Here is a 21,527-nt window from a genome sequence, read left to right as displayed (position 1 = left end):
AATAACTCCTCCTTTTTGTGAAAAAAATAACAGAGCGAGGGGAAATCGTTGCGCAATCCGGATAGTTTTTTGTAATTTTGCGGAGCTTTGGACGCAGGCAACGCTGTATTTGTTGCGGGTAGATGCTTGGCCGCGTACGACAAGCCCCTCCCGAGGGAGGGGTTTAGGGTGGGGTCAGACCTGTAAACGCGGAGGGACGCCGCGAGCTACGACCGGCGGAAGCGTGAGACACTGGAGTAATACACAAACAAAAACGATAACATTATGTCCGATTTCATCTATCAGGAACCCTTTCCCGTCGGAGAGGACAAGACCGAGTATCGTCTGCTGACGAAAGACTATGTAAAAGTCGTCGAGTGCGACGGCCGCAAAGTGCTGCGGGTCGACCCCGCGGGGCTGGAGCTGCTCTCGCGGACCGCTTACGCCGACGTGTCGTTCTACCTGCGCGCGTCGCACCTGCAGAAGCTGCGCGACATTCTCGATGATCCCGAAGCCTCCGACAACGACAAGTTCGTTGCCTACACGATGCTGATGAATCAGGTCGTTTCGGCCGAGGGCGAGCTGCCGACCTGCCAGGACACCGGCACGGCCATCTGCATCGGCCACAAGGGCGAGGACGTCTACACGGGGGCCGACGACGCCGAGCACATCGCCCGCGGCGTCTACGAGACCTACAAGGGGCGCAACCTGCGCTACTCGCAGGTCGTGCCGTTCACGATGACCGAGGAGAAAAACTCGGGTACGAACCTCCCGGCGCAGATCGACATCTACGGCGGCAAGCCCGGTATGGAGTACGAATTTCTCTTCATCACCAAGGGGGGCGGCTCGGCCAACAAAACCTTCCTCTACCAGCAGACCAAGGCGCTGCTCAACGAGCAGTCGCTCACCAAGTTCATCGAGCAGCACATCTTCGATCTGGGAACGTCGGCCTGCCCGCCCTACCACCTGGCGATCTGCATCGGCGGCACGTCGGCCGAAATGTGCCTCTCGACCGTGAAGAAGGCTTCGGCCGGCTATCTCGACGAGCTGCCCACCTCGGGCAACGAGGGCGGCCGCTGCTTCCGCGACCTGGAGTGGGAGCAGAAGGTGCTCGACATATGCCGCAAGAGCGGTGTGGGCGCCCAGTTCGGCGGCAAGTACCTCGTGCACGACGTGCGCGTCATCCGCGCCCCGCGTCACGCCGCTTCGTGCCCCGTGGCTATCGGCGTGAGCTGCTCGGCCGACCGGAACATCAAGGCCAAGATCACCCCCGAGGGCATCTTCCTCGAGCAGCTGGAGACCAATCCCGCGCGCTTCCTGCCCAAGCAGTCGCCCGCCATGTCGCCCGCCGTGGAGATCGACCTGGACGAGGGGATGGATAAGGTGCGCGAGATTCTGACCAAATATCCGATCAAAACCCGCCTCAATCTGCGGGGTACGCTTATTGTAGCCCGCGACATAGCCCACGCCCGCATCAAGCAGATGCTCGACGAGGGCAAGCCCATGCCCGAGTACTTCAAGAAGCATCCGGTCTACTACGCCGGTCCGGCCAAGACCCCGCAGGGGATGGCGTCGGGTTCGTTCGGACCCACCACGGCCGGGCGCATGGACCCCTACGTGGACCTCTTCCAGGAGCACGGCGGTTCGCTGGTGATGGTTGCCAAGGGCAACCGCTCGCAGGCCGTCACCGACGCCTGCAAGAAGCACGGCGGTTTCTACCTCGGTTCGATCGGCGGTCCGGCGGCGATCCTGGCCAAGAACTCGATCAAGTCGGTCGAGGTGGTCGACTTCCCCGAACTGGGCATGGAGGCCGTGCGCAAGATCTACGTCGAGGATTTCCCGGCGTTCATTATCGTTGACGACAAGGGGAACGACTTTTTTGCGGATTTCAAACACTAAAACGCGCGCGGCGTCGTTGTAAATCCGAATTGGTAACCTATTGCAAAACTCCATGAGAGAATTCGTTGCGAAAATAGCATGTACCGTGCTCTGCTCGCTGGCGATCTTCCCGGCCTACGCCGACGGGAAGGTCGCCTTCGAGGCCTCTTCGCCGCTGACGGTCGCCGCGGGCGAACCGTTCCGCGTGCAGTTCGCGCTCAATGCCGAGCCGGAGGAGGATACGTTCAGCCCCCCGTCGTTCGAGGGGTTTGACGTGCTGGCAGGGCCGGTCGTGTCGCGCGGTTCGTCGCTCTCGATCATCAACGGGGTGCGCACCAAGAGCTACAACTACACGATCACCTACGTGCTGCTGCCGCAGGCGGCCGGGAACGTCACCGTCGGCGCGGCTTCGATCGCCGTCGAGGGGACCGTCTACCGCACCGACCCGCTGCCGATCGAGATCGTCGACGAGGGGACGCAGCCGCAGGGCGGCCAGGGGGGCGGTTCGGGGCATGCCCGGCCCGACCGGCCGGACGAACCGGGTCAGGACGTGCAGCGGCAGGTGGCCAGGGACGACATCCTGCTGCGGGCCATCGTCTCGCGCACCTCGGTCTATAAGGGCGAACCGCTTCGGGTGACCTTCAAGCTCTACCAGCGGGTCAACGTGGTGGGGTACGACGGGGTAAAGTTTCCGTCGTTCAACGGCTTCTGGGCGCAGGAGCTGAATACCGACAACGCCCGTAGCCAGCGCGAAACCTACAACGGCAAGGTCTACGAAACGCTCGTGGCCCGCGAATTCCTGCTCTATCCGCAGCAGGCCGGAACGCTGGTGATCGAGCCTGCGGAGCTGACCGCCGTGGCGCAGGTCGTGGTGCAGAGCCGCCGCAACGCCGACCCCTTCTTCGGGGGCGGTCACGAGGTCTACAACGTTCCGCGCAAGGTGCAGAGCCAGCGGGTGAACATCACCGTCAAGCCGTTGCCGGCCGGGGCGCCCGCCTCGTTCAACGGCGCGGTGGGCCGCTTCTCGATGGACGCCACGCTGCCTCCCGAGCAGTTCGCAGCCAACTCGGCGGCCACCTACACGATCCGGATCACGGGAACGGGCAACCTCACGTTCGTGCAGGCTCCCAAACTCACGCTGCCCGCTTCGTTCGAGCAGTACAACGTCAAAACCACCGAGTCGATCAACACCTCTGCGGCCGGCATCTCCGGCTACCGCCAGTTCGAATACCCGTTCATCGCCCGTGCCGAGGGCACGTACGAAGTGGAGCCGGTCGAGTTCACCTACTTCGATCCCGAGCGGATGCAGTATGTGACGCTGCACACCAAGCCCCTGTCGCTCGACGTCACGCCCGATGCGAGCGGGGGCGGCGATGCGCCCGTGGTGACGGGCCGCGGCATGTCCAAGGAGGAGGTCAAGCTGCTGGGGCAGGACATCCGTTTCATCAAGCTGGGTGCGGCCCAGCTGCGTGCGGACCGCGTGCCGTTCCTCTTCAGCACTGCCTACTGGTGTATCCTGGGGGGTATTCTGGTGCTCTTCGGCGGGGCGTACGTCGCGCTGCGCAAACGCATCCGCGAGTCGCAGAATGCAGCGCTCGTGCGCGGCAAACGGGCCAACAAGGTCGCCGTGCAGCGCTTCCGCGCCGCCAAGCGCTACATGGAGGAGCAGAACCGGCACGCCTTCTACGAGGAGATGCTGCGCGCCCTGTGGGGCTACATGAGCGACAAGTTCAACATCCCCGTGGCCAACCTGACGAAGGAGAACGTGCGCGAGGAGCTGCACAAGCGGGGTGTCCCGGCCGAGCAGTCGCAGCGTTTCGCAGCCATCGTCAGCCAGTGCGACGAGGCGCAGTATTCGCCCGTGGCGACGGCGCAGATGAGCGACGTCTACGCCGAGGGCGTGGATTTCATCTCCCGCATTGAGGGGGCGATAAAACGATAAGCAGCTATGAGGAGAACGATCATACTGATTCTGGGTCTGACGGCAGCCCTTTTAAGCTATGCGCAGCCCGCCGACAGCCTCCAGACGGCGACCTCCGCGCCCGCCGCCGGGCGGCCCGCGGCGGAGAACACGCCCGAGCGGCTCTGGGACGAGGCCGGAACGGCCTACATCAACGGCAACTACCACGGTGCGGTCGAGGCGTACGAGGAGCTGGCATCGCGCGGACTGAGTTCGGCCAAACTCTTTTACAACCTCGGCAACGCCTACTTCAAGGAGGACCGCATCGGCAAGGCCGTGCTCTACTACCGGCGCGCGCTGCGGCTCGCTCCCGGCAGCGATGATATCCGTTACAACCTGAGCGTGGTCGAAGCCCGCACGAAGGACAACATCGAGCAGATTCCCGAATTTTTCCTCACGGAGTGGATGCGCGGGGTGCGCCGGACGATGAGCTGCACGGCGTGGAGCGTGCTGTCGCTCGCGGCGCTGGCCCTGGCGCTGGCTCTCTTCCTGGTCTTCCTGCTCGCGCAGCGGTTGACGCTGCGCAAGGCGGGCTTCTACGGAACGCTGGCTGCGGCGCTGCTCTTCGCGGCGGCGACGTGGTTCGCAGCGGGGGAGCGGCGGCAGATGCTCGATCGCTCGGAAGCGGTGGTCATGTCCTCGTCGGTGGCCGTGAAAAGCTCGCCCGACAAGTCGGCAACCGACCTCTTCGTGCTGCACGAGGGGACGGTCGTCGAGGTTACCGACCGGCTCGATGCGTGGAGCGAGGTGACCATCGCCGACGGCAAGAAGGGGTGGCTGGAGAGCCGCGCGATCGAGGTTATCTGAGCAAAAAGCAAGAAAATTGTCCAAGCTGTTACAAGACGTTGTCGGCGAGTTGTCGAAGCTCCCGGGAGTGGGACGCCGCACGGCGCTGCGGCTGGCCATCCATATCCTGCGCATGGAGCAGGAGTCGGTCGGCGAGATGACGCGCAGCATCGACCGATTCCGCAACGAGGTGAAATACTGCAAGGTGTGCAATAACCTCTCCGACGAGGATGTCTGTACCGTCTGTGCCGACCGCGAGCGCGATCACGGCACGATCTGTGTCGTCGAGCAGGTCGCCGACGTGCTCTCGATCGAGAATACGCGCCAGTACAAGGGGGTGTATCACGTGCTGGGGGGCGTTATTTCGCCCATGCAGGGCATCTCGCCCTCGGACCTGAAGATCGATCTGCTGACCGAGCGCATCGCCCGCGGCGGGGTGAGGGAGGTGATTCTGGCTATCTCGACCTCGGTCGAGGGCGAAACGACGCTCTTCTACCTGATGAACCGCCTGAGGCAGTTCCCGGGGCTGAAAACGACCTCGATCGCGCGCGGCATCGGTTTCGGCGACGAACTGGAATATGTGGACGAGCTGACGATCACCCATGCGCTGCTCAACCGCCGGGAGATCGAATAAGGAAAGCGGGTGGGCTGTGGATGCGTTCCCGCAAACGTTCAGGCGGCAGCCTGCGGAGGGATGTGTTTTCAAGAGGCCTTGCCGCGGATAGCAGTTGCGGACGCAGCCTGCGGAGGGCACGCGACAAGCGGGCCTCCGCGCCCGGAGGCTGCGGCCCGCCGGCTTAACAGCCGAAACAGGACATCGGAATCACGGTCCGTGCCGTTTTTTGAGCCGCAAACCAAGCGGGGTGGAGATTTATACCTGAGGCTCTTCTCCCTCCCTGAGGGAGGGCCGGGGTGGGGTCAGATTTGCAGACGCAGCGTTCCGCCGCAGGCGGACCTAAGTCCCCTCCGAGGAGGGGATTTAGGGGAGGGTCAGACTTGGTTAACGCGGCCATTGGCCGCGAGTTTCCGCGGTCTAAGTCGTATTGACGGTAGAGATTCGCAGGCAGGATTGAAAATACCACTTAGTTAAACATACCATTATGAATTTTCTGACAACCGAGAAACTCACCATCGTAGGAGCCGCCGGCATGATCGGTTCCAACATGGCACAGACCGCGCTGATGATGCGCCTGACGCCGAACATCTGCCTCTACGATCCGTTCGCTCCGGCGCTGGAGGGCGTGGCCGAGGAGCTTCGCCACTGCGCGTTCGAGGGGGTGAACATCACCTGGACGAGCGACATCGCCGAGGCGTTGCGCGACGCTTCCTATGTCGTGTCGTCGGGCGGCGCTGCCCGCAAGGCCGGCATGACGCGCGAGGACCTGTTGAAGGGCAACGCCGCAATCGCCGCCCAGCTGGGTAAGGACATCCGGGCCTACTGCCCCGAGGTGAAGCACGTGGTGATCGTCTTCAACCCGGCCGACATCACGGGGTTGGTGACGCTGATCCATGCGGGCATCCGTCCTTCGCGGCTTTCGACGCTCGCAGCGCTGGATTCGACCCGCCTGCGTTCGGAACTGGCCAAGTACTTCAAGATTTCGCCCGACGAAATCCGCAACTGCCGCACCTACGGCGGCCACGGCGAGCAGATGGCCGTCTTCGCCTCGACCACGCTGGTCGCCGGGCGTCCCCTGTCGGAGCTGATCGGTCACGAAATGCCCGAGGGCGACTGGCACGACCTGCAGCAGCGGGTGATTCAGGGCGGCAAGCACATCATCGACCTCCGGGGCCGTTCGTCGTTCCAAAGCCCGGCCTATCTCTCCATCTGCATGATCGCCGCGGCAATGGGCGGTGCGCCGTTCTGCTATCCGGCCGGTGTCTTCGTCCATAACGACGAGTTCAAGCATATCCTGATGGCGATGGAGACGACCATCGACTGCGAGGGCGTCTGCTACAAGAACGTGCAGGGCACGGCCGAGGAGCACGAGAAGCTCGCCGAGAGCTACTGCCATCTCTGCAAGCTGCGCGACGAGGTGATTGCGATGGGGATGCTGCCCCCGGTCGACGAGTGGCGGCGGCTGAATCCGCATCTGAAATAACGATTCGTAAAAAGGCGGCCCGGAAGGGTCGCCTTTTAAATTGTCAGGGTTTGGCCTGGAAGACGGCCCGCAGCTCGCCGTCGCAGAGTAGCAGGAGCATCGGCCCGTCCATGTCGTAGTGGGTGGCCGACTCGAGGGCCGCGACGAACTCGCGTTCGGTCTCCAGTCCGGGGCATGCCATCCGCGTCGAGGCCAGCGGTCCGATCTTCAACGCCCGTTTCTCATCCGCCGTGTAGGAGCCGAAGATGCGGTTGCAGGCCCCCGTGCCGGAGAGCTGCCCGTCGGCTTCGAGCAGCGTAAGGGTGTAGCGCCCCTCCTCCGCGGCGACGGTGCGGCCGTTGAGCTGGATGAGCTGCCACTGGGTTCCCGCCAGCGGCCGGCGGGTGCGTTTCTGGTAGGAGCGGCAGGCGCAGCATCCGGCCAGCAGGGCCGTGAGGGCGGCGAGCAGGGCGATTTTATAAAGTGTTTTCATCGGAATTATCGGGATTCGGTGCTGCAAATATAGGGAATAAATCGTACCTTTGTGTGGAAACCGAAAAAACCGTACCAATGAAAACCATCATCGCATCCCCGCTGGCTCCCAAAGCCGTGGGACCCTATTCGCAGGCCGTCGAGTCCGGCGGCGCACTCTATGTCTCGGGTCAGCTTCCCGTCGATGGCGCGAACGGCCGGATGGCCGAAGGCATCGAGGCCCAGACGCGGCAGTCGCTCGTCAACCTGGGCCACATTCTGCGCGAGGCGGGCTACGACTACGCCGACGTGGTGAAGACGACCGTGCTGTTGCAGCACATCGCCGACTTCGGAGCCATGAACGCCGTCTACGCCGAATTCTTCACCGACCGGATGCCCGCCCGCATCTGCTTCGAAGTGGCCGCGTTGCCGATGGGCGCGCTGGTCGAGATCGACGCTGTGGCGGCGAAATAATCCGTTCGGCGGGTTAACGGGTGCGCCTCAGCGGTTTGGGGCGCATTTTCGTTTATTTGTAGATAACTTGTGGATAATTTTGGCGCCGGAAATTGGGTTTTCTGCGGGAAAAGCATCAATTTTGTAGAACCGGGCTTTGCCCGTTCGGAAGCTAAAAATCTGAAAAACAACATAGAACCATGTCTAAAGCCACGAAAGCGGAAGCACCGCAGAAGGTCGCCTACAACGATGCGGTAGCCGAGTCGAGGAAGTATTTCGACGGGGACGATCTCGCCGCGACGGTCTGGGTGAGCAAGTACGCCCTCAAGGACTCCTTCGGGAACATTTACGAGCGCTCTCCGCGCGAAATGCACGAGCGCATCGCCGCCGAAATCGAGCGCATCGAGCGCAAATACCCCAACCCCCTCACCCGGGAGGAGGCTTTCGAACTGCTCGACCACTTCCGGTACGTCATTCCGCAGGGCGGACCGATGACCGGCATCGGCAACAACTTCCAGGTGGCATCGCTGTCGAACTGCTTCGTCATCGGCCACAAGCACCCGGCCGACTCCTACGGCGGCATCTTCCGCATGGACGAGGAGCAGGTGCAGCTGATGAAGCGGCGCGGCGGCGTGGGGCACGACCTCTCGCACATCCGCCCCACGGGCAGCCCGGTGCTCAACTCGGCGCTCACCTCGACGGGCATCGTCCCCTTCATGGAGCGCTACTCCAACTCCACGCGCGAGGTGGCGCAGGACGGCCGCCGCGGTGCGCTGATGCTCTCGCTGTCGATCAAGCACCCCGACGCCGAGCGCTTCATCGACGCCAAGGTCGACACGGGCAAGGTCACCGGCGCCAACGTCTCGATCAAGATCGACGACGAGTTCATGCGCGCAGCGCTCGCCGGCAAGAAGTACCACCAGCAGTTTCCCATCAAGTCCGACAATCCCAAGTACGAGCAGGACATCGACGCCAAAAAACTCTGGGAGAAGATCATCCACAACGCCTGGAAGTCGGCCGAGCCGGGCGTGCTGTTCTGGGATACGATCCTCCGCGAGAGCGTGCCCGACTGCTACGCCGACGAGGGTTTCGTGACCGTTTCGACCAATCCGTGCGGGGAGATTCCGCTGTGCCCCTACGACTCGTGCCGCCTCTTGGCGATGAACCTGCTGAGCTATGTGGAGAATCCGTTCAAGGCGGATGCCCGGTTCGACTTTGATAAGTTCCGCGAGCACGTGGGCAAGGCGATGCACATCATGGACGACATCATCGACCTGGAGCTGGAGAAGGTCGAGCAGATCATCCGCAAGATCGAGGACGACCCCGAGGATCAGGACGTGCGCCGCGTGGAGCTGGAGCTGTGGAAGAAAATCCGCACGATGGCGCAGAAGGGCCGCCGTACGGGGCTGGGCATCACCGCCGAAGGCGACATGCTCGCCGCGCTGGGGCTGCGTTACGGCTCCGACGAGGCGATCGCCTTCGCCGTTGAGGTGCAGAAGGCGCTGGCGCTGGCCGCCTACCGCGCCTCGGTGCGCATGGCTGCCGAACGCGGACCTTTCCCCGTCTACGATGCCGCCAAAGAGAAGGACAACCCGATGATCGCCCGCATCCGCGAGGCCGATCCGGAGCTGTACCAAGAGATGGCCGAACACGGCCGCCGCAACATCGCCATGCTGACCATCGCCCCGACGGGAACCACGTCGCTCATGTCGCAGACCACCTCGGGCATCGAACCCGTTTTCCGCACGGTCTACAAGCGCCGCCGCAAGATCAACCCCTCGGACAAGGACACGCACGTGGACTATGAGGACGAGACGGGCGAAAAGTTCCAGGAGTACAACGTCTACCACCACAACTTCGTCAAGTGGCTGGAGGCGAACGGATACGACACGTCGAAGCTGGCGATCATCTCCGATGCGGAGCTGGATCGCTGGGTGGCCGCCTCGCCCTACTACCAGGCGACGGCCAACGACATCGACTGGGTGGCGAAGGTCAAGATGCAGGGGGCGATCCAGAAGTGGGTCGACCACTCGATCTCGGTGACGGTCAACCTGCCGAACAACGTCTCGGAGGCGCTGGTGGCGGAGGTCTACCGCACGGCGTGGGAGTGCGGCTGCAAGGGGGTAACGGTCTACCGCGACGGCTGCCGCGACGGCGTGCTGCTGGACAAGAACGCCAAGTCGAAGTGCGAGGAACACCCCGGACAGGCGCAGAAGCGTCCCAAGTCGATCCCCGCGGACATCGTGCGCTTCAAGAACGGCTCCGAGGACTGGATCGCCTTCGTGGGGTTGCAGGACGGCCGTCCCTACGAGATTTTCACCGGTAAGATCGAAGAGGACGCCATGTTCATCCCTCCGAAGATCAAGAAGGGCTTCATCATCAAGGTCCGCGAGGCGGACGGCACGAAGCGCTACGACTTCCAGTACACCGACCGCTACGGCTATACGAACACGATCGGCGGCATTTCGCGCCTGTTCGACGAGGAGTTCTGGAACTACGCCAAACTCATTTCGGGCGTCCTGCGCCACGGCATGCCTATCGAGAAGACCGTGTCGCTGATCGAGTCGCTTCACCTGAACAGCGAGTCGATCAACACGTGGAAGACGGGCGTCTGCCGCGCGCTGAAACAGTACATCGTCGACGGCACGAAGTCCAAAGGAAAGTGCCCGAGCTGCGGACAGGAGAACATGGCCTACCAGAACGGCTGCCTGACGTGCATGTCGTGCGGATACTCCAAATGCGGCTGATGCGATAGGGAGGTGCAAGACCGCCAAAAAAAGCCGGAACATGTCGTTCCGGCATTTTTTTGTCCCATTTTGGGCCGGAATTTGCGTTTTTTCGCCACGGCGTGCGAAGTTTGAAAAAAATTGCTTATTTTTACAACGTGTTGTTTGCAAACGGAATTCGGATTAAAACGATCAATATGAAAAGAATTGTACTGGTAATCGCATTGGCGGTATTCGCCGCGAGCGCCTGGGCGCAGGGGAGCGATACCCCGAAGAAGCCCAGCTGCGCGGGATTCGTGTCGAACGGATTCTGGGATAACTGGGAGGTGTCGGGCGCTGTCGGCCTCGGCACGGCGATGTCCAACGGCAAGGACCTGGGCGCGCTGAGCAACCGCCTCGGATTCGAAGGAAACGTATCGATCCTCAAGTGGGTGCACCCCGTAACGGGTATCCGGCTGCAGCTGCAGGGCGGTTACTTCAATAACTACGACGCCCAGTGGGGCAAGATGGAGTGGCCCTATATGTTCCTGCACGCCGACTTCATGTTCAACGCCTCGAACTGGATCGGCGGCTACCGCGACGACCGCGCCTACTATGCCGTGCCGTTCGCCGGTTTCGGCTACATGGCTTCGAACTTCACGGACAAGAGCAAGCAGGACAACCACTCGGGTTACAAGCAGGGCTTCGCCTTCACGTTCGGCCTGCTGAACAAGTTCCGCATCTCGCCGGCGGTGGACTTCAACATCGAGCTGAAGTCGATGCTGGTTCCCTCGCGCATTTCGCCCGTGCAGATGGGCGGATCGTATCTGTTCGGCTTCAGCGCCACGGCCGGATTCACCTACCGCTTCAACAAGCGCGGCTGGGAGCGGGGCGTTCCGGGCTATACCGCTGCCGACATCACGGCGTTCCAGAATGCCGTAGCCGACGGCAACGCCGCCCTCGAATCGGCCAAAGCCGAGAATGCCCGCCTGGCCGACCAGCTCAAAGCCGCCCGCGAGGAGGCCGAGGCCGCCAAGGCCGCTGCGGTTGCAGCAGCAGCGAAAGCCGAGACCGAGCAGGTGTATACGCCCTGTCCGACCTCCACGATCCTCTACGACTACGGCATGTCGAAGCTGACGCCCAAGGAGAAGACGCGTCTGGAGCTGATGGCCGACGTTATCAAGAACGGTCCGAAAGACAAGGTTTACAAGATCGAGGGCCATGCCGACCGCCAGACGGGAACCGCCGCCGGCAACAAGCGCGTGGCGCAGAACCGTGCCAAGAGCGTCTACGACTTCCTGGTCAGCAAGGGCGTCAACCCCAAGCAGCTCACCTACGAGGGCAAGGGCGACACGGCCAATCCGTATGAAAACCACCAGAAGGCCAACCGCGCGGTGATTATCAAATAGTGCGGCTGCCGAGAACGGTCTGCTAAAGTCAAGGTGCACCCCTTTGCGGGGTGCACCTTTTTTCGTGTCCGAGCGGGCCGTGGCGGCTGGGCGGGGGCGAGCAGAGGTTGGGGCTTGGATTTTCGGTCCGGGTGGGGCCGGGGTGGAGTCTGGTCCCGGTCTGGGGTTTGTCAGCGTGTAGTCAAGGTGTGGTCGGGTGGATGAGGGCGGACGGATGGACGGCCGGCGTGGATGGCGACTAAACGGAAGCGTTGGGGCGGATTTTTGGTCCGCGTTCGGGCGATGCGGCGGACGTGGATGGTAACCGGAACGGGCGGGCGGATTTCCGGTAGGAAAGTGACGGTCGGGTGGCAGGCTGAGTATTCGGAGGAGCCATAGGTTAACGATCGGTCGGGCTGCGACGAAAGTGTGCGGCTGGGAGGTTGTGTGAGGCCGGGCGGCGGCGGTTTGCCGCCGGGGAGGGTGATCCGGCTGCGGTCCCGATGGAGGGAGCGAGCGAAAGGAGCGGTGATCGGGTGGCGGTCGGAGGGCCTTGACCGGAGTGGAAACGGCTTCGATTAACGGATAATTACGGCATTGATCAGCCGCAGACCTGAACGGCGGTTGATCTCGTCGCGCAGCGCGTCGCGCTGGTAGAAGAGTTCGGACCGCAGCACGCTCGACTGGATGCGCACGTGTAGAATACGGTTTTCAAGCCGCAGCTCCGTGGTTACGTCCGCGGCGCGGTCGCCCACGATGGCGCGCCACGTATCGGGCAGCTTGCCCTCGGCGACCTTGGCGGCGACGTAGGGACGCCGGAAGAACTCCTCCAGCAGGTCGCCCATCAGCATCGTTTTCGTGCGCCTCATACCTCGGTGTCGTTTTCTGCGGGCGCTTCACCCGATTCGGCGTCGGCTGGCCCGGTGTCCGCGGCGGTTTCCTGATCCGTTTCATCGTCCGATTCGGTGTCGGAGGAGCCGCTATCGGTCTGGGCCTTTCCCTCCGCTTCGCAGGCGGTTGCACACCGGGTCTGCGTCACCGCCCCGTCGCCGACGGTGAAGAGCGCGTAGTCGCCGCCCGCCTTGTCGAGGATCGATTGCAGGCGTGTGGGGTTGCAGTCGGTGATGAGAATCTGCCCGAAATCGTCGCCCGTGACCAGCCGGATCAGCTGTTCGACGCGCGAGGCGTCGAGCTTGTCGAACAGGTCGTCGAGCAGCAGGATCGGCTTCTCGGCCCGCTCCGCGGCCACGATGGCGTACTGGGCCAGCTTCAGGGCGATCAGAAACGACTTCTGCTGCCCCTGCGAGCCGTATTTGCGCAGCGGATAGCCGCCGATGCGCAGCACCAGATCGTCGCGGTGGATGCCCGAAGTGGTGAATTCGTTCACCAGGTCCTTCTGCCGTGCGGCGAGGAGCAGCTCCCCGAACGGACGGTCGTTCAGTTCCGACTTGTAGTGCAGTTCGACCTGTTCGCGGTCGCCCGAGAGGATGCGGTAGTACTCCGCGACGAAGGGCCGGAGCCGCTCGGCGAACTCCTGCCTCCGGGCGTGGATGAACTCTCCGTGGTCGGTGAGCTGCCGGTCGTAGATCGAGAGCATCGTCTCGTCGGGCTGTATCTTCAGCAGGCGGTTGCGCTCGGCCAGCACGGCGTTGTAGCGCATCACGGCGTTGAGGTAGCTGCGGTCGAGCTGCGAAATAAAGGCGTTGAGGTAGCGCCGCCGCTCGTCGGCCGCGTCGCTGATCAGGGCGCTGTCCGCCGGCGAGACGATCACCGCGGGCACAAGCCCTACGTGGTCCGAAAGCCGGTCGTACTCCTTGCCGTTGCGTTTGAGCACCTTGCCGCTGCGCCGCGTAAAGGAGCAGACCACCCGCTCGCTCTTGCCCCCGTCGGAGAGGTAGTGCCCCTCCAGCAGGAAGAAATCCGCGCCGTGGCGGATGCTTTGCGTGTCGGTCATTTGCAGCGACGATTTGCACATCGATAGGTAGTGGACCGCATCCACCACGTTGGTTTTGCCCGCGCCGTTATCGCCCACCAGACAGTTCACCCCCGCGCAGAGCGTAAGCTCCTCCCGGGCGATGTTCTTGAAATTGAGCAGCGAAATTTTCTTCAGACGCATAACGCAAAGGTACAAAAAATAGGGACACGGCATTGTACATTGTGAATAGTTTTGTATCTTTGCTGCCTATCGGAACAGACATAAACTAAAAACACGATATTTTTTATGGCAAAGCAACAAGCCGCCGGGCAGGAAACCCTCGGCGAAGCAATGGACAAAACCGAGCTTTTTTTCGAGAAAAACGGTCGTAAGCTGACCTATATTTTCCTGGCGCTGCTGGTGGTGGCCGCGCTCGTATTCGGCTACCGCACGCTCATCGCGCAGCCCCGCGTGGAGCGGGCCGCCGAGATGATCGCCGAGGCGCAGAACCGCTTCGAGGCCGAGAATCCCGACTACCAGCTGGCGCTGGAGGGCGACGCCAACGGTGCGGGCTTCCTCGACGTGGCTGAGCAGTACGGCTCGACCCCCTCGGGCAATCTGGCCAAGCACTATGCAGGCATCTGCTACCTGCGTCAGGGCGACTGGGAGAACGCCGCCAAATATCTGGCCAAGTACTCGCCCGTCAAAGGCATCCCCGGAGCGCTCATCAACGCCCAGAACTACGGGCTGCAGGGCGATGTGGCCGTGGAGAGAGGCGACTACGCCGCTGCCGTGAAGTTCTACGAGAAGGCCGTCAAGGCTGCCGACAACAACCTCACCGCTCCGATGTACCTGCGCAAGGCCGGTCTGGCCGAGCAGGCGCAGGGCAACCCGAAGCGTGCCGCTGAGTTTTACGAACAGATCCTCGTGTCCTATCCCGCGTCGATGGACGCCCGCGAGGCCGAGAAACTGCTCGGAGGAGTACAATAAACCCCCACGATGGCTACCAAGAATCACAACCTTTCCACGTTCAACTCCCCGCTGCCGTCGGCCGAGGACATGCGCTTCGGCATCGTGGTGGCCGAGTGGAACCGCGAGGTGACCGAAGCCCTGCTCGAAGGGGCCGTGCGGACGCTCCGCAGCGCCGGCTGTCCCGACATGAACATTCAGATCAAGTATGTGCCGGGCACGTTCGAATTGTCGCTCGGCGCGCAGTTCTTCGCCGAATATACCGATGTGGATGCGGTCATCGCGCTGGGCTGCGTCATTCAGGGCGACACGCGCCACTTCGACTTCATCTGTCAGGGCGTGACGCAGGGGATCACCCAGCTGCAGATCAACTGGAACATGCCCATCGCTTTCGGCGTGCTGACGGTGAACGACATGCAGCAGGCGTTGGACCGCTGCGGCGGCCGTCACGGCAACAAGGGCGACGAAGCCGCCGCCACGGCCATCCAGATGGTCAAGCTGCAGATCGACATGGAGGCCGCCTCGCCCGACCACGAACCCGACCGCCGCAAGATCAATTAGGCGCCGGTCCCAACCCTTTACGACCCGCCCCGGAGGAGTGCTCTTCCGGGGCGGATCGTATTATTGGGGGGGGCGGGACGACTGCGGTGCAGGCTCAGAAGACGCCCAGATTGTCCAGAAAGACGAGCAGCATCACCGCCGGGCAGAAGTAGCGCAGCAGCGCGCGGAAGAGGCCGTAGATGCGGAAACTCAGCGCGCCGCGGTTGGTGATCTCGTTGCGGAGCACCTGTTGGTCGAGTTTCCAGCCAACGAAGATGCAGGTGAACAGACCGCCCGCAGGCAGGAGGATGTTGGCCGTGAGAAAGTCCAGCGCGTCGAAGAACGACATGCCGAAGAGTTCCAGACCGTTCCAGGCGCCCAGCGACAGCGAGGCGACCGATGCCAGCAGGGCCGTGGCTGCGGTGGTGGCCCAAGCCGCCTTGCGGCGGGTCAGATGCCACTCCTCGTGCAGGTAGGCGGTGATGACCTCGTGCAGCGAGATGGTCGACGTGAGGGCCGCCACGACCAGCAGCAGGAAGAAGACCGACGACCAGACCATGCTCCACGGCATGCCGTTGAAGATGCTCGGCAGGGTGATGAAGACCAGCGAGGGGCCCGACGATGGTTCGATGCCGACGCTGAATACCGCCGGGAAGATCACCACGCCGGCCAGAATGGCCACCGCCGTGTCGAGGATCGTGACGTTGAGCGCCGTGTGGCGCAGGTTGGTGTCCGCCTTGAAATAGGAGGCGTAGGTGACCATCGTTCCGATGCCGATCGAGAGCGAGAAGAACGCCTGTCCGAGGGCCACGAGCACCGTGGAGGCCGTGACCTTCGAGAAGTCGGGCCGGAAGAGGAACCGCAGGCCCGCCTCGCCGCCGGGCATCAGGACCGCATGGACGGAGAGGACGATCAGGATCAGGAACAACAGGGGCATCAGCACCTTGGCCGAGCGTTCGATGCCTTTCTGCACGCCGAGCGAGATCACGGCATGCGTGGCCAGTACGAACAGGCAGGTGTAGAGGATCGGCCGCCAGGGGTTTTGAATGAAGTTCTCGAAGACGGCCTTATACTGCGTTGCCTCGGTGAAGTGCGCCAGGCTTCCGGTCAGCGAGTGGACCATGTACTCGGCGGTCCACCCCGAGACGACGAAGTAGAAGCCCAGGATCAGGAACGCCGCCAGCACGCCGTTGTACCCCAGCAGGCTCCACCGGCGGTCGAGGGCCCGGTAGGCCCCGACGGCGTTGCGGTGCGAGGCGCGGCCCACGGTGAACTCGGCCAGCATGATCGGCAGGCCGAGCAGCAGCACGCAGCAGATGTAGATCACCAGAAACGCCCCGCCGCCGTTGTCCCCGGCGACGTAGGGGAAGCGCCAGATGTTACCCAATCCTACCGAACTGCCTGCGGCCACGAGTACGGCGCTCAGTTTGCCTCCCAGCGTGGCACGGCCGTGTGCGTTGTGATGCATAAGCCTGTGTTTTAAACGGCGCGCGGACGTTTTCGGCGAAACGTCCGCGCTGCCGGTCCTATTTTTCAAGTACGACGCTCACCTTCTCCAGCTTGCCGCCCAGCGGCGGAGCCAGCTTCGAAACGGTGCACGTAACATGCCGGATTTGCGGAAAGGCGGCGTAGAGCGCTTCGATGATGTTCGCGGCCACGCGCTCGATCGTGTGCTGCGTGCGGCGCATCTGTTCCCGCACGACCTCGTAGGCCGTCAGGTAGTTCACCGTCCGCGTCACGTCGTCCCTTTCGGCCGCATCGCCCAGCTCGGCGGTGATCTCCAGGTCCACCGTAAAGCGGTTGCCCACCTTGCGTTCGAGTTCGTAGCAGCCGTGCAGCGCCCGGAACTCCATGCGTTCTAACCGGATACGGTACTCCATCCTATTCGGCGATCAGCAGGTAGTAATTCTTCTTGCCGCGCTGCACCAAGAGGTACTTGCCGGCGATCAGCTCCGCCTCGCCGACCGTGCGCTGCGGGTCCGCGACCTTCTCCTTGTTGAGCGCGACGCCTCCGCCCTGTACCAGCTTGCGGCACTCGCCCTTCGAGGCGAAGACCTGCGCCTGTTCGGCGGCCAGATCCACGAACGGAATGCCCGCCGCGAGCACCGAGCGGTCGATGCGGAACTGCGGCACGCCCTCGAAGACCTGCAGCAGGGTCGCTTCGTCGAGGCGGCGGAGCGCTTCGGAGGTCGCGCCGCCGAAGAGGATGGCCGATGCCTCGGCCGCCTTTTCGTACTCCTCGCGGGAGTGGATCGTGGTGGTGATCTCCTCCGCCAGCCGCTTCTGCAGGATGCGCAGGTGCGGCGCGGCGCGGTGCTCGGCGGCGAGGTCCTCGATCGTCTCGCGGTCGAGCAGCGTGAAAATCTTGATGTAGCGCTCGGCATCCTCATCGCTGACGTTCAGCCAGAACTGGTAGAACTTGTAGGGCGAGGTGTAGCGCGGATCGAGCCAGACGTTGCCGCTCTCGGTCTTGCCGAATTTCGTGCCGTCGGCCTTGGTAATCAGCGGGCAGGTGATGGCGTACGCCTCCTCGCCCAGCTTGCGGCGGATCAGCTCCGTACCCGTGGTGATGTTGCCCCACTGGTCGGCGCCGCCCAACTGCACCTTGCAGTTCATCGTCTGGTAGAGGTGCAGGAAGTCGAAGCCCTGCACGAGCTGGTAGGTGAATTCGGTGAACGACATGCCGTCGCCCTCGCCGTTGAAACGCTTCTTGACCGAATCCTTGGCCATCATGTAGTTGACCGTAATCAGCTTGCCGATGTCGCGGATGAAGTCCAGAAAGGTGACCTCCTTCATCCAGTCGTAGTTGTTGACTATGACGGCGGCGTTCGGGGCGTCGGACTCGAAGTCGAGCAGCTTCGAGAGCTGCCGCTTGATCGCCTCCTGATTGTGGCGCAGGGTATTCTCGTCGAGCAGGTTGCGCTCCTGCGACTTGCCCGAGGGGTCGCCGATCATGCCCGTGGCGCCGCCGACGAGCGCCAGCGGACGGTGGCCGCACAGCTGGAAGTGCTTGAGGATCATCACGCCCACCAGGTGTCCGATGTGGAGCGAATCGGCCGTGGGGTCGATGCCCAGGTAGGCCGTGGTCATCTCTTTTTCCAGTTGTTCCTTTGCGCCGGGCATGATCGTGTGGATCATCCCGCGCCATTCGAGTTCTTCGATAAAGTTTTTGAGTGCCATTTTATGGTTTGTTCTGTTTTTTCTGTATCAGTAAAATCGATATGCAGATCATCAAAATCCAGCCGCCGCGGTTATAGGCAGTTCCCGACGGAAATGCCAGGATCAGAACGCCCGCAACGACCGTTGCTACAATTCGTATGATTCGAATTGCCGGATTCATGCTTACGTTTTTTATTCTGCCTCCAAATCTAACGCTTTGCGCAGCTCCGCGACCAGCGGGTTCTTCTCGGTGATGAAGCGGACGCGGTCCTCGAGCTTGAACGGGCGGGCGGCCCGGATCTGCTCGTTGACCGCGATCTCCAGTTCGATCATCCCCCGTACGCCCGCCAGCTCGGCGATGCGCAGCAGCATCGAGGTTTTGGTCCGCAATATCTCCTCGCGCAGCTCCTGCGTGGGTACGCTCAGCGAGATCGTGTTGCCGGAGACCTTCATCTGCTCGAACGCCGCGACGAAACGCGGGCGGCGCTGCTGAATCAGGGCCAGAATCCGGCTGCGGGCACGCTCCAGCTTTACGGCGCAGTCGGGATCGACCGCCGGGACCTCCGGTTCGTCGGCCGTCTCTTCGTTCGCAGGCTCTTCGGGTGCGACGCCGGAGAGCAGCTCCGAAAGCGATGTCCCCGAAATCAGCGGACGCCGGGCGGGTTTGGCGGCAGCCGCGGGCCGGGATGTTTGCGGCGCGGCGGTCGTTGCCGGGGGTTCCGGTCGGGACAGTTCGCTCGCTTGCGGCGGGACGGGTCCGGCTGTTTGCGTAGCAGGCGGTTCCTGCCGGACCGGAGCGGTCGGCCGGGGAGCGGCGGTTGCCGCGGTAGTCTCCGCAGAAGTCTCCGCGGTCGGGATTGCCGGAGCGGGTGCAACCGGTCTTTCCGTAGTCGGACCCGCCGATTCTGCCGCCGGAGCTTCCGGAGCCGCCGATTCTGCCGCCGATTCTGCCGCGGATGCTGCCGGGGAAGCAATAGCCGGAGTTACCGGAGTTACCGGAGTTTCCGCCGCCGGAGCCGTCGCCGGGACTGTCGGCCGGGTTGCCGGAGCCTCGGGAGCCGCCTTCGCCGCCGTACTTGCCGCCGCCGCACCCGTTGCCTGAGTGGACGTAACCGTCGTTGCCGCAGCCTCACCCGTTGCCGGGGAAGCCGCACCCGTCGTTGCAGTAGCCGTTCGCGGGGTGAGTTCCGGCAGGGGATACGCCGCCGGGGTCAGGGAATCATTTTTTTTTTGGCCGAGCCCGGCGATCTTCATCAGGCCCAGCTCCACGAGCAACCGTTGGGAGGACGATTGCCGTATCTTTCCGTCGAGTTCCGTCAGCAGCGCGATCGCTCCAAACAGGAACCCGGTATCGCAGGCCTCCGCCTGCACGCGGTATCGTTCGAGCAGCGTGCCGGTCATCTCGATCAGACGCAGCGTGTCGGCGCGTTTGGCCATCAGCAGGTCGCGCATGTGCCGGTTCAGCCCGGCCATGAAGGTCTGGCCCGAGAAGCCCTGCGCGAGCACGCCGTCGAAGGCGATCAGCGCCTCGGCGTAGCGGCCCGTGACGAGCAGCTCGGTGACGTTGAAATAGGTGTCGTAGTCCAGCACGTTCAGCGTGCGGGCCACGTTGCGGTAGTCCAACTGCTGGCCGCAGAACGAGACGGCCTTGTCGAACATCGACAGGGCGTCGCGCATGCCGCCGTCGGCCTTCTGGGCGATCAGGTTCAGCGACTCCTCGTCGGCCGCGATCCCCTCCTCGGAGGCGATGTATTTGAGGTATTCGACCCCGTCCTCGACACGGATGCGGTTGAAATCGTAGATCTGGCAGCGCGAGAGGATCGTAGGGATGATCTTGTGCTTCTCGGTGGTGGCCAGGATGAAGATGGCATGGGCGGGCGGCTCCTCGAGCGTCTTGAGAAAGGCGTTGAACGCCGCGGCCGAGAGCATGTGGACCTCGTCGATGATGAACACCGAGTAGCGTCCCACCTGCGGGATGATGCGCACCTGCTCGATGAGCGTGCGGATGTCCTCGACCGAGTTGTTCGACGCGGCGTCGAGTTCGTGGATGTTCATCGAGCGCCCCTCGTTGAACGAGCGGCACGATTCGCACGTGTTGCACGCCTCCGATCCGTTGGGATTCAGGCAGTTGATCGCCTTGGCGAAGATGCGGGCGCAGGTGGTCTTGCCCACGCCGCGCGGTCCGCAGAACAGGTAGGCGTGGGCCAGCTGGCCGCGTTCGATGGCGTTGCGGAGCGTCGAGGTGATATGCTGCTGCCCGACCACCGTCTGGAAGGTTGCGGGGCGGTATTTGCGTGCGCTGACGATGAAATCACTCATAGTAGCGCAAAGATACGAATAGGAATCAAGAATCAAAAATTACGCATTAAAAATCGCACGGCGTGCCGTGGCCGCAAAAAAAGCGGAAATCCTGAGGATTCCCGCTCTAAGGTGGATGCGTCGTGCGCTTACTCGTCCAGCTCGATCGAGCCGTCGGGCAGGACGTTGAACGCCATCTCGTAGTATTGGATCGACTTCTTGCCCGCGCTTTCGATCACCTCCTTGCCGTTCTCGGTGAGGTTGACGACGAACCGTGTCCGGATCTCGCCGATGTTTTTGCCGCGGTCGAAGAACGCATCGCCCGACGACATCGTTTCCCGAATGTCGTAGTCGGCGATGCTCTGGAAGGTGTACCCCTCGGGGATCGACTTTTTGGCCGCTTCGTACTGACGCTGCACGGCGGCGGGGTCGATCGACTGCGGGTCGATGCCCGTCACCTTCGAAAAATCGACCCGCGACCGGGTGTTGACCTGGTTCAGGTCGGAAACCTTGCCTTTGGCCAGCCCCGAGAGGGTGAACGTCTGGCTGAAGCAGTCGCCCGCGGGGTTGACCATTTCGACCGTGACCGACAGCAGCTCGTTTTCGAGCTTCTCGGCCTCCATCCACAGCACGCGGTAGATCTTCCACTGGCTGAGGTCGATGTTCTTTTTGACGGTTTCGGCGACGAGCGCCGTCGCTTCTTCAGTGTCCATCTTCGGACCGCTTCCGGTGACCGAACCGCAGGACGCGAGCAGGACCGAAGCCCCGAGGGCGAGGGTCAGGGTGCGTACGAGTTTTTTCATGGGAACAAATTCCTTTTGGTTGGGTTTATGTACCGCAAAAATAGTCATTTTGTCACCGTTTGGCACTCCGGGATGACAAAAAATGTCACTTTGTCCGTCATTCGATCGTTGGCAGGCGTTTTGCGGAGATACCGATCGGAGTGCA

The 21,527-nt window shown here is 62.7% G+C and carries 18 protein-coding genes; 10 read left to right on the top strand and 8 right to left on the bottom strand.

What is annotated here, in order from left to right; genetic code table 11:
* Nucleotides 1–264: 264 nt before the first annotated feature.
* The 5 genes from ACMO9O_RS02635 (at nucleotide 265) to ACMO9O_RS02615 (ending at nucleotide 6,702) form a co-directional block, all read left to right on the top strand.
* A complete protein-coding gene (locus tag ACMO9O_RS02635) occupies nucleotides 265–1,878 on the top strand; it encodes a fumarate hydratase (protein WP_418982064.1) in 1,614 nt (537 codons plus the stop codon).
* A gap of 52 nt (nucleotides 1,879–1,930) precedes the next feature.
* Nucleotides 1,931–3,799 carry a BatD family protein gene (locus ACMO9O_RS02630; RefSeq protein ID WP_418982063.1) on the top strand — a complete coding sequence of 623 codons (1,869 nt, stop codon included), beginning with the start codon at nucleotides 1,931–1,933 and terminating at the stop codon, nucleotides 3,797–3,799.
* A 6-nt stretch (nucleotides 3,800–3,805) separates the two neighbouring features.
* Nucleotides 3,806–4,624 carry an SH3 domain-containing protein gene (locus tag ACMO9O_RS02625; protein ID WP_418982062.1) on the top strand — a complete coding sequence of 273 codons (819 nt, stop codon included), beginning with the start codon at nucleotides 3,806–3,808 and terminating at the stop codon, nucleotides 4,622–4,624.
* A 16-nt stretch (nucleotides 4,625–4,640) separates the two neighbouring features.
* The gene (gene recR / locus ACMO9O_RS02620) at nucleotides 4,641–5,237 is read left to right on the top strand and encodes a recombination mediator RecR (protein ID WP_418982061.1); all 597 of its coding nucleotides are present in this window, start codon (nucleotides 4,641–4,643) and stop codon (nucleotides 5,235–5,237) included.
* Nucleotides 5,238–5,703: 466 nt separating this feature from the next.
* The gene (locus ACMO9O_RS02615) at nucleotides 5,704–6,702 is read left to right on the top strand and encodes a malate dehydrogenase (RefSeq protein ID WP_418982060.1); all 999 of its coding nucleotides are present in this window, start codon (nucleotides 5,704–5,706) and stop codon (nucleotides 6,700–6,702) included.
* 43 nt (nucleotides 6,703–6,745) lie between these two features.
* Here ACMO9O_RS02615 and ACMO9O_RS02610 read toward each other — a convergent pair whose 3' ends face one another.
* Nucleotides 6,746–7,174, bottom strand: a complete 429-nt coding sequence (locus ACMO9O_RS02610) for an META domain-containing protein (protein WP_418982059.1) — start codon at nucleotides 7,172–7,174, stop codon at nucleotides 6,746–6,748.
* Between the two features lie 77 nt (nucleotides 7,175–7,251).
* Between ACMO9O_RS02610 and ACMO9O_RS02605 the strand changes: the two genes are divergently transcribed.
* From ACMO9O_RS02605 to ACMO9O_RS02595, 3 genes are all read left to right on the top strand, one after another.
* A complete protein-coding gene (locus tag ACMO9O_RS02605; RefSeq protein WP_418982058.1) occupies nucleotides 7,252–7,626 on the top strand; it encodes a Rid family detoxifying hydrolase in 375 nt (124 codons plus the stop codon).
* Between the two features lie 179 nt (nucleotides 7,627–7,805).
* Nucleotides 7,806–10,352 carry an adenosylcobalamin-dependent ribonucleoside-diphosphate reductase gene (locus ACMO9O_RS02600; protein ID WP_418982057.1) on the top strand — a complete coding sequence of 849 codons (2,547 nt, stop codon included), beginning with the start codon at nucleotides 7,806–7,808 and terminating at the stop codon, nucleotides 10,350–10,352.
* A gap of 176 nt (nucleotides 10,353–10,528) precedes the next feature.
* The gene (locus ACMO9O_RS02595; RefSeq protein ID WP_418982056.1) at nucleotides 10,529–11,719 is read left to right on the top strand and encodes an OmpA family protein; all 1,191 of its coding nucleotides are present in this window, start codon (nucleotides 10,529–10,531) and stop codon (nucleotides 11,717–11,719) included.
* Nucleotides 11,720–12,276: 557 nt separating this feature from the next.
* Here ACMO9O_RS02595 and ACMO9O_RS02590 read toward each other — a convergent pair.
* Nucleotides 12,277–12,549 (bottom strand): DUF721 domain-containing protein, encoded by a 273-nt coding sequence (locus ACMO9O_RS02590; RefSeq protein ID WP_418982136.1) that lies wholly within the window; start codon nucleotides 12,547–12,549, stop codon nucleotides 12,277–12,279.
* A gap of 14 nt (nucleotides 12,550–12,563) precedes the next feature.
* A complete protein-coding gene (gene recF, locus ACMO9O_RS02585; protein WP_418982055.1) occupies nucleotides 12,564–13,814 on the bottom strand; it encodes a DNA replication/repair protein RecF in 1,251 nt (416 codons plus the stop codon).
* A gap of 105 nt (nucleotides 13,815–13,919) precedes the next feature.
* Between recF and ACMO9O_RS02580 the strand changes: the two genes are divergently transcribed.
* Both ACMO9O_RS02580 and ribH read left to right on the top strand, forming a co-directional pair.
* On the top strand, nucleotides 13,920–14,603 hold the full coding sequence (locus ACMO9O_RS02580; protein ID WP_418982054.1) for a tetratricopeptide repeat protein: 684 nt from the start codon (nucleotides 13,920–13,922) through the stop codon (nucleotides 14,601–14,603).
* A 9-nt stretch (nucleotides 14,604–14,612) separates the two neighbouring features.
* Nucleotides 14,613–15,143: a 6,7-dimethyl-8-ribityllumazine synthase gene (gene ribH / locus ACMO9O_RS02575; RefSeq protein WP_418982053.1), complete on the top strand. Its 531-nt coding sequence runs from the start codon at nucleotides 14,613–14,615 to the stop codon at nucleotides 15,141–15,143.
* Nucleotides 15,144–15,237: 94 nt separating this feature from the next.
* Here ribH and ACMO9O_RS02570 read toward each other — a convergent pair whose 3' ends face one another.
* The 5 genes from ACMO9O_RS02570 to ACMO9O_RS02550 all read right to left on the bottom strand — a co-directional run bounded on the left by ACMO9O_RS02570 (nucleotide 15,238) and on the right by ACMO9O_RS02550 (nucleotide 21,382).
* Nucleotides 15,238–16,590, bottom strand: a complete 1,353-nt coding sequence (locus tag ACMO9O_RS02570) for a sodium-dependent transporter (protein ID WP_418982052.1) — start codon at nucleotides 16,588–16,590, stop codon at nucleotides 15,238–15,240.
* A 58-nt stretch (nucleotides 16,591–16,648) separates the two neighbouring features.
* A complete protein-coding gene (gene folB, locus ACMO9O_RS02565) occupies nucleotides 16,649–17,002 on the bottom strand; it encodes a dihydroneopterin aldolase (RefSeq protein ID WP_418982051.1) in 354 nt (117 codons plus the stop codon).
* 1 nt (nucleotide 17,003) lies between these two features.
* Nucleotides 17,004–18,302: a tyrosine--tRNA ligase gene (gene tyrS, locus ACMO9O_RS02560; protein WP_418982050.1), complete on the bottom strand. Its 1,299-nt coding sequence runs from the start codon at nucleotides 18,300–18,302 to the stop codon at nucleotides 17,004–17,006.
* 171 nt (nucleotides 18,303–18,473) lie between these two features.
* The gene (gene dnaX / locus ACMO9O_RS02555; protein ID WP_418982049.1) at nucleotides 18,474–20,600 is read right to left on the bottom strand and encodes a DNA polymerase III subunit gamma/tau; all 2,127 of its coding nucleotides are present in this window, start codon (nucleotides 20,598–20,600) and stop codon (nucleotides 18,474–18,476) included.
* Nucleotides 20,601–20,728: 128 nt separating this feature from the next.
* Nucleotides 20,729–21,382: a hypothetical protein gene (locus tag ACMO9O_RS02550; RefSeq protein ID WP_418982048.1), complete on the bottom strand. Its 654-nt coding sequence runs from the start codon at nucleotides 21,380–21,382 to the stop codon at nucleotides 20,729–20,731.
* Between the last annotated feature and the right edge of the window lie 145 nt (nucleotides 21,383–21,527).

Source organism: Alistipes sp. (assembly GCF_048465635.1).
GTDB lineage: Bacteria > Bacteroidota > Bacteroidia > Bacteroidales > Rikenellaceae > Alistipes.
Note: the sequence above shows the minus strand (reverse complement) of the source record. Positions and strands in the feature narration are given on the sequence as shown.

Excerpts from the sequence above, each read along its gene's own strand:
- ACMO9O_RS02635 (WP_418982064.1), top strand. The coding sequence starts at position 265 with ATGTCCGATTTCATCTATCAGGAACCCTTTCCCGTCGGAGAGGACAAG.
- ACMO9O_RS02630 (WP_418982063.1), top strand. The coding sequence starts at position 1,931 with ATGAGAGAATTCGTTGCGAAAATAGCATGTACCGTGCTCTGCTCGCTG.
- ACMO9O_RS02625 (WP_418982062.1), top strand. The coding sequence starts at position 3,806 with ATGAGGAGAACGATCATACTGATTCTGGGTCTGACGGCAGCCCTTTTA.
- ACMO9O_RS02615 (WP_418982060.1), top strand. The coding sequence starts at position 5,704 with ATGAATTTTCTGACAACCGAGAAACTCACCATCGTAGGAGCCGCCGGC.
- ACMO9O_RS02610 (WP_418982059.1), bottom strand. The coding sequence starts at position 7,174 with ATGAAAACACTTTATAAAATCGCCCTGCTCGCCGCCCTCACGGCCCTG.
- ACMO9O_RS02605 (WP_418982058.1), top strand. The coding sequence starts at position 7,252 with ATGAAAACCATCATCGCATCCCCGCTGGCTCCCAAAGCCGTGGGACCC.
- ACMO9O_RS02600 (WP_418982057.1), top strand. The coding sequence starts at position 7,806 with ATGTCTAAAGCCACGAAAGCGGAAGCACCGCAGAAGGTCGCCTACAAC.
- ACMO9O_RS02595 (WP_418982056.1), top strand. The coding sequence starts at position 10,529 with ATGAAAAGAATTGTACTGGTAATCGCATTGGCGGTATTCGCCGCGAGC.
- ACMO9O_RS02590 (WP_418982136.1), bottom strand. The coding sequence starts at position 12,549 with ATGCTGATGGGCGACCTGCTGGAGGAGTTCTTCCGGCGTCCCTACGTC.
- recF (WP_418982055.1), bottom strand. The coding sequence starts at position 13,814 with ATGCGTCTGAAGAAAATTTCGCTGCTCAATTTCAAGAACATCGCCCGG.
- ACMO9O_RS02580 (WP_418982054.1), top strand. The coding sequence starts at position 13,920 with ATGGCAAAGCAACAAGCCGCCGGGCAGGAAACCCTCGGCGAAGCAATG.
- ribH (WP_418982053.1), top strand. The coding sequence starts at position 14,613 with ATGGCTACCAAGAATCACAACCTTTCCACGTTCAACTCCCCGCTGCCG.
- ACMO9O_RS02570 (WP_418982052.1), bottom strand. The coding sequence starts at position 16,590 with ATGCATCACAACGCACACGGCCGTGCCACGCTGGGAGGCAAACTGAGC.
- folB (WP_418982051.1), bottom strand. The coding sequence starts at position 17,002 with ATGGAGTACCGTATCCGGTTAGAACGCATGGAGTTCCGGGCGCTGCAC.
- tyrS (WP_418982050.1), bottom strand. The coding sequence starts at position 18,302 with ATGGCACTCAAAAACTTTATCGAAGAACTCGAATGGCGCGGGATGATC.
- dnaX (WP_418982049.1), bottom strand. The coding sequence starts at position 20,600 with ATGAGTGATTTCATCGTCAGCGCACGCAAATACCGCCCCGCAACCTTC.
- ACMO9O_RS02550 (WP_418982048.1), bottom strand. The coding sequence starts at position 21,382 with ATGAAAAAACTCGTACGCACCCTGACCCTCGCCCTCGGGGCTTCGGTC.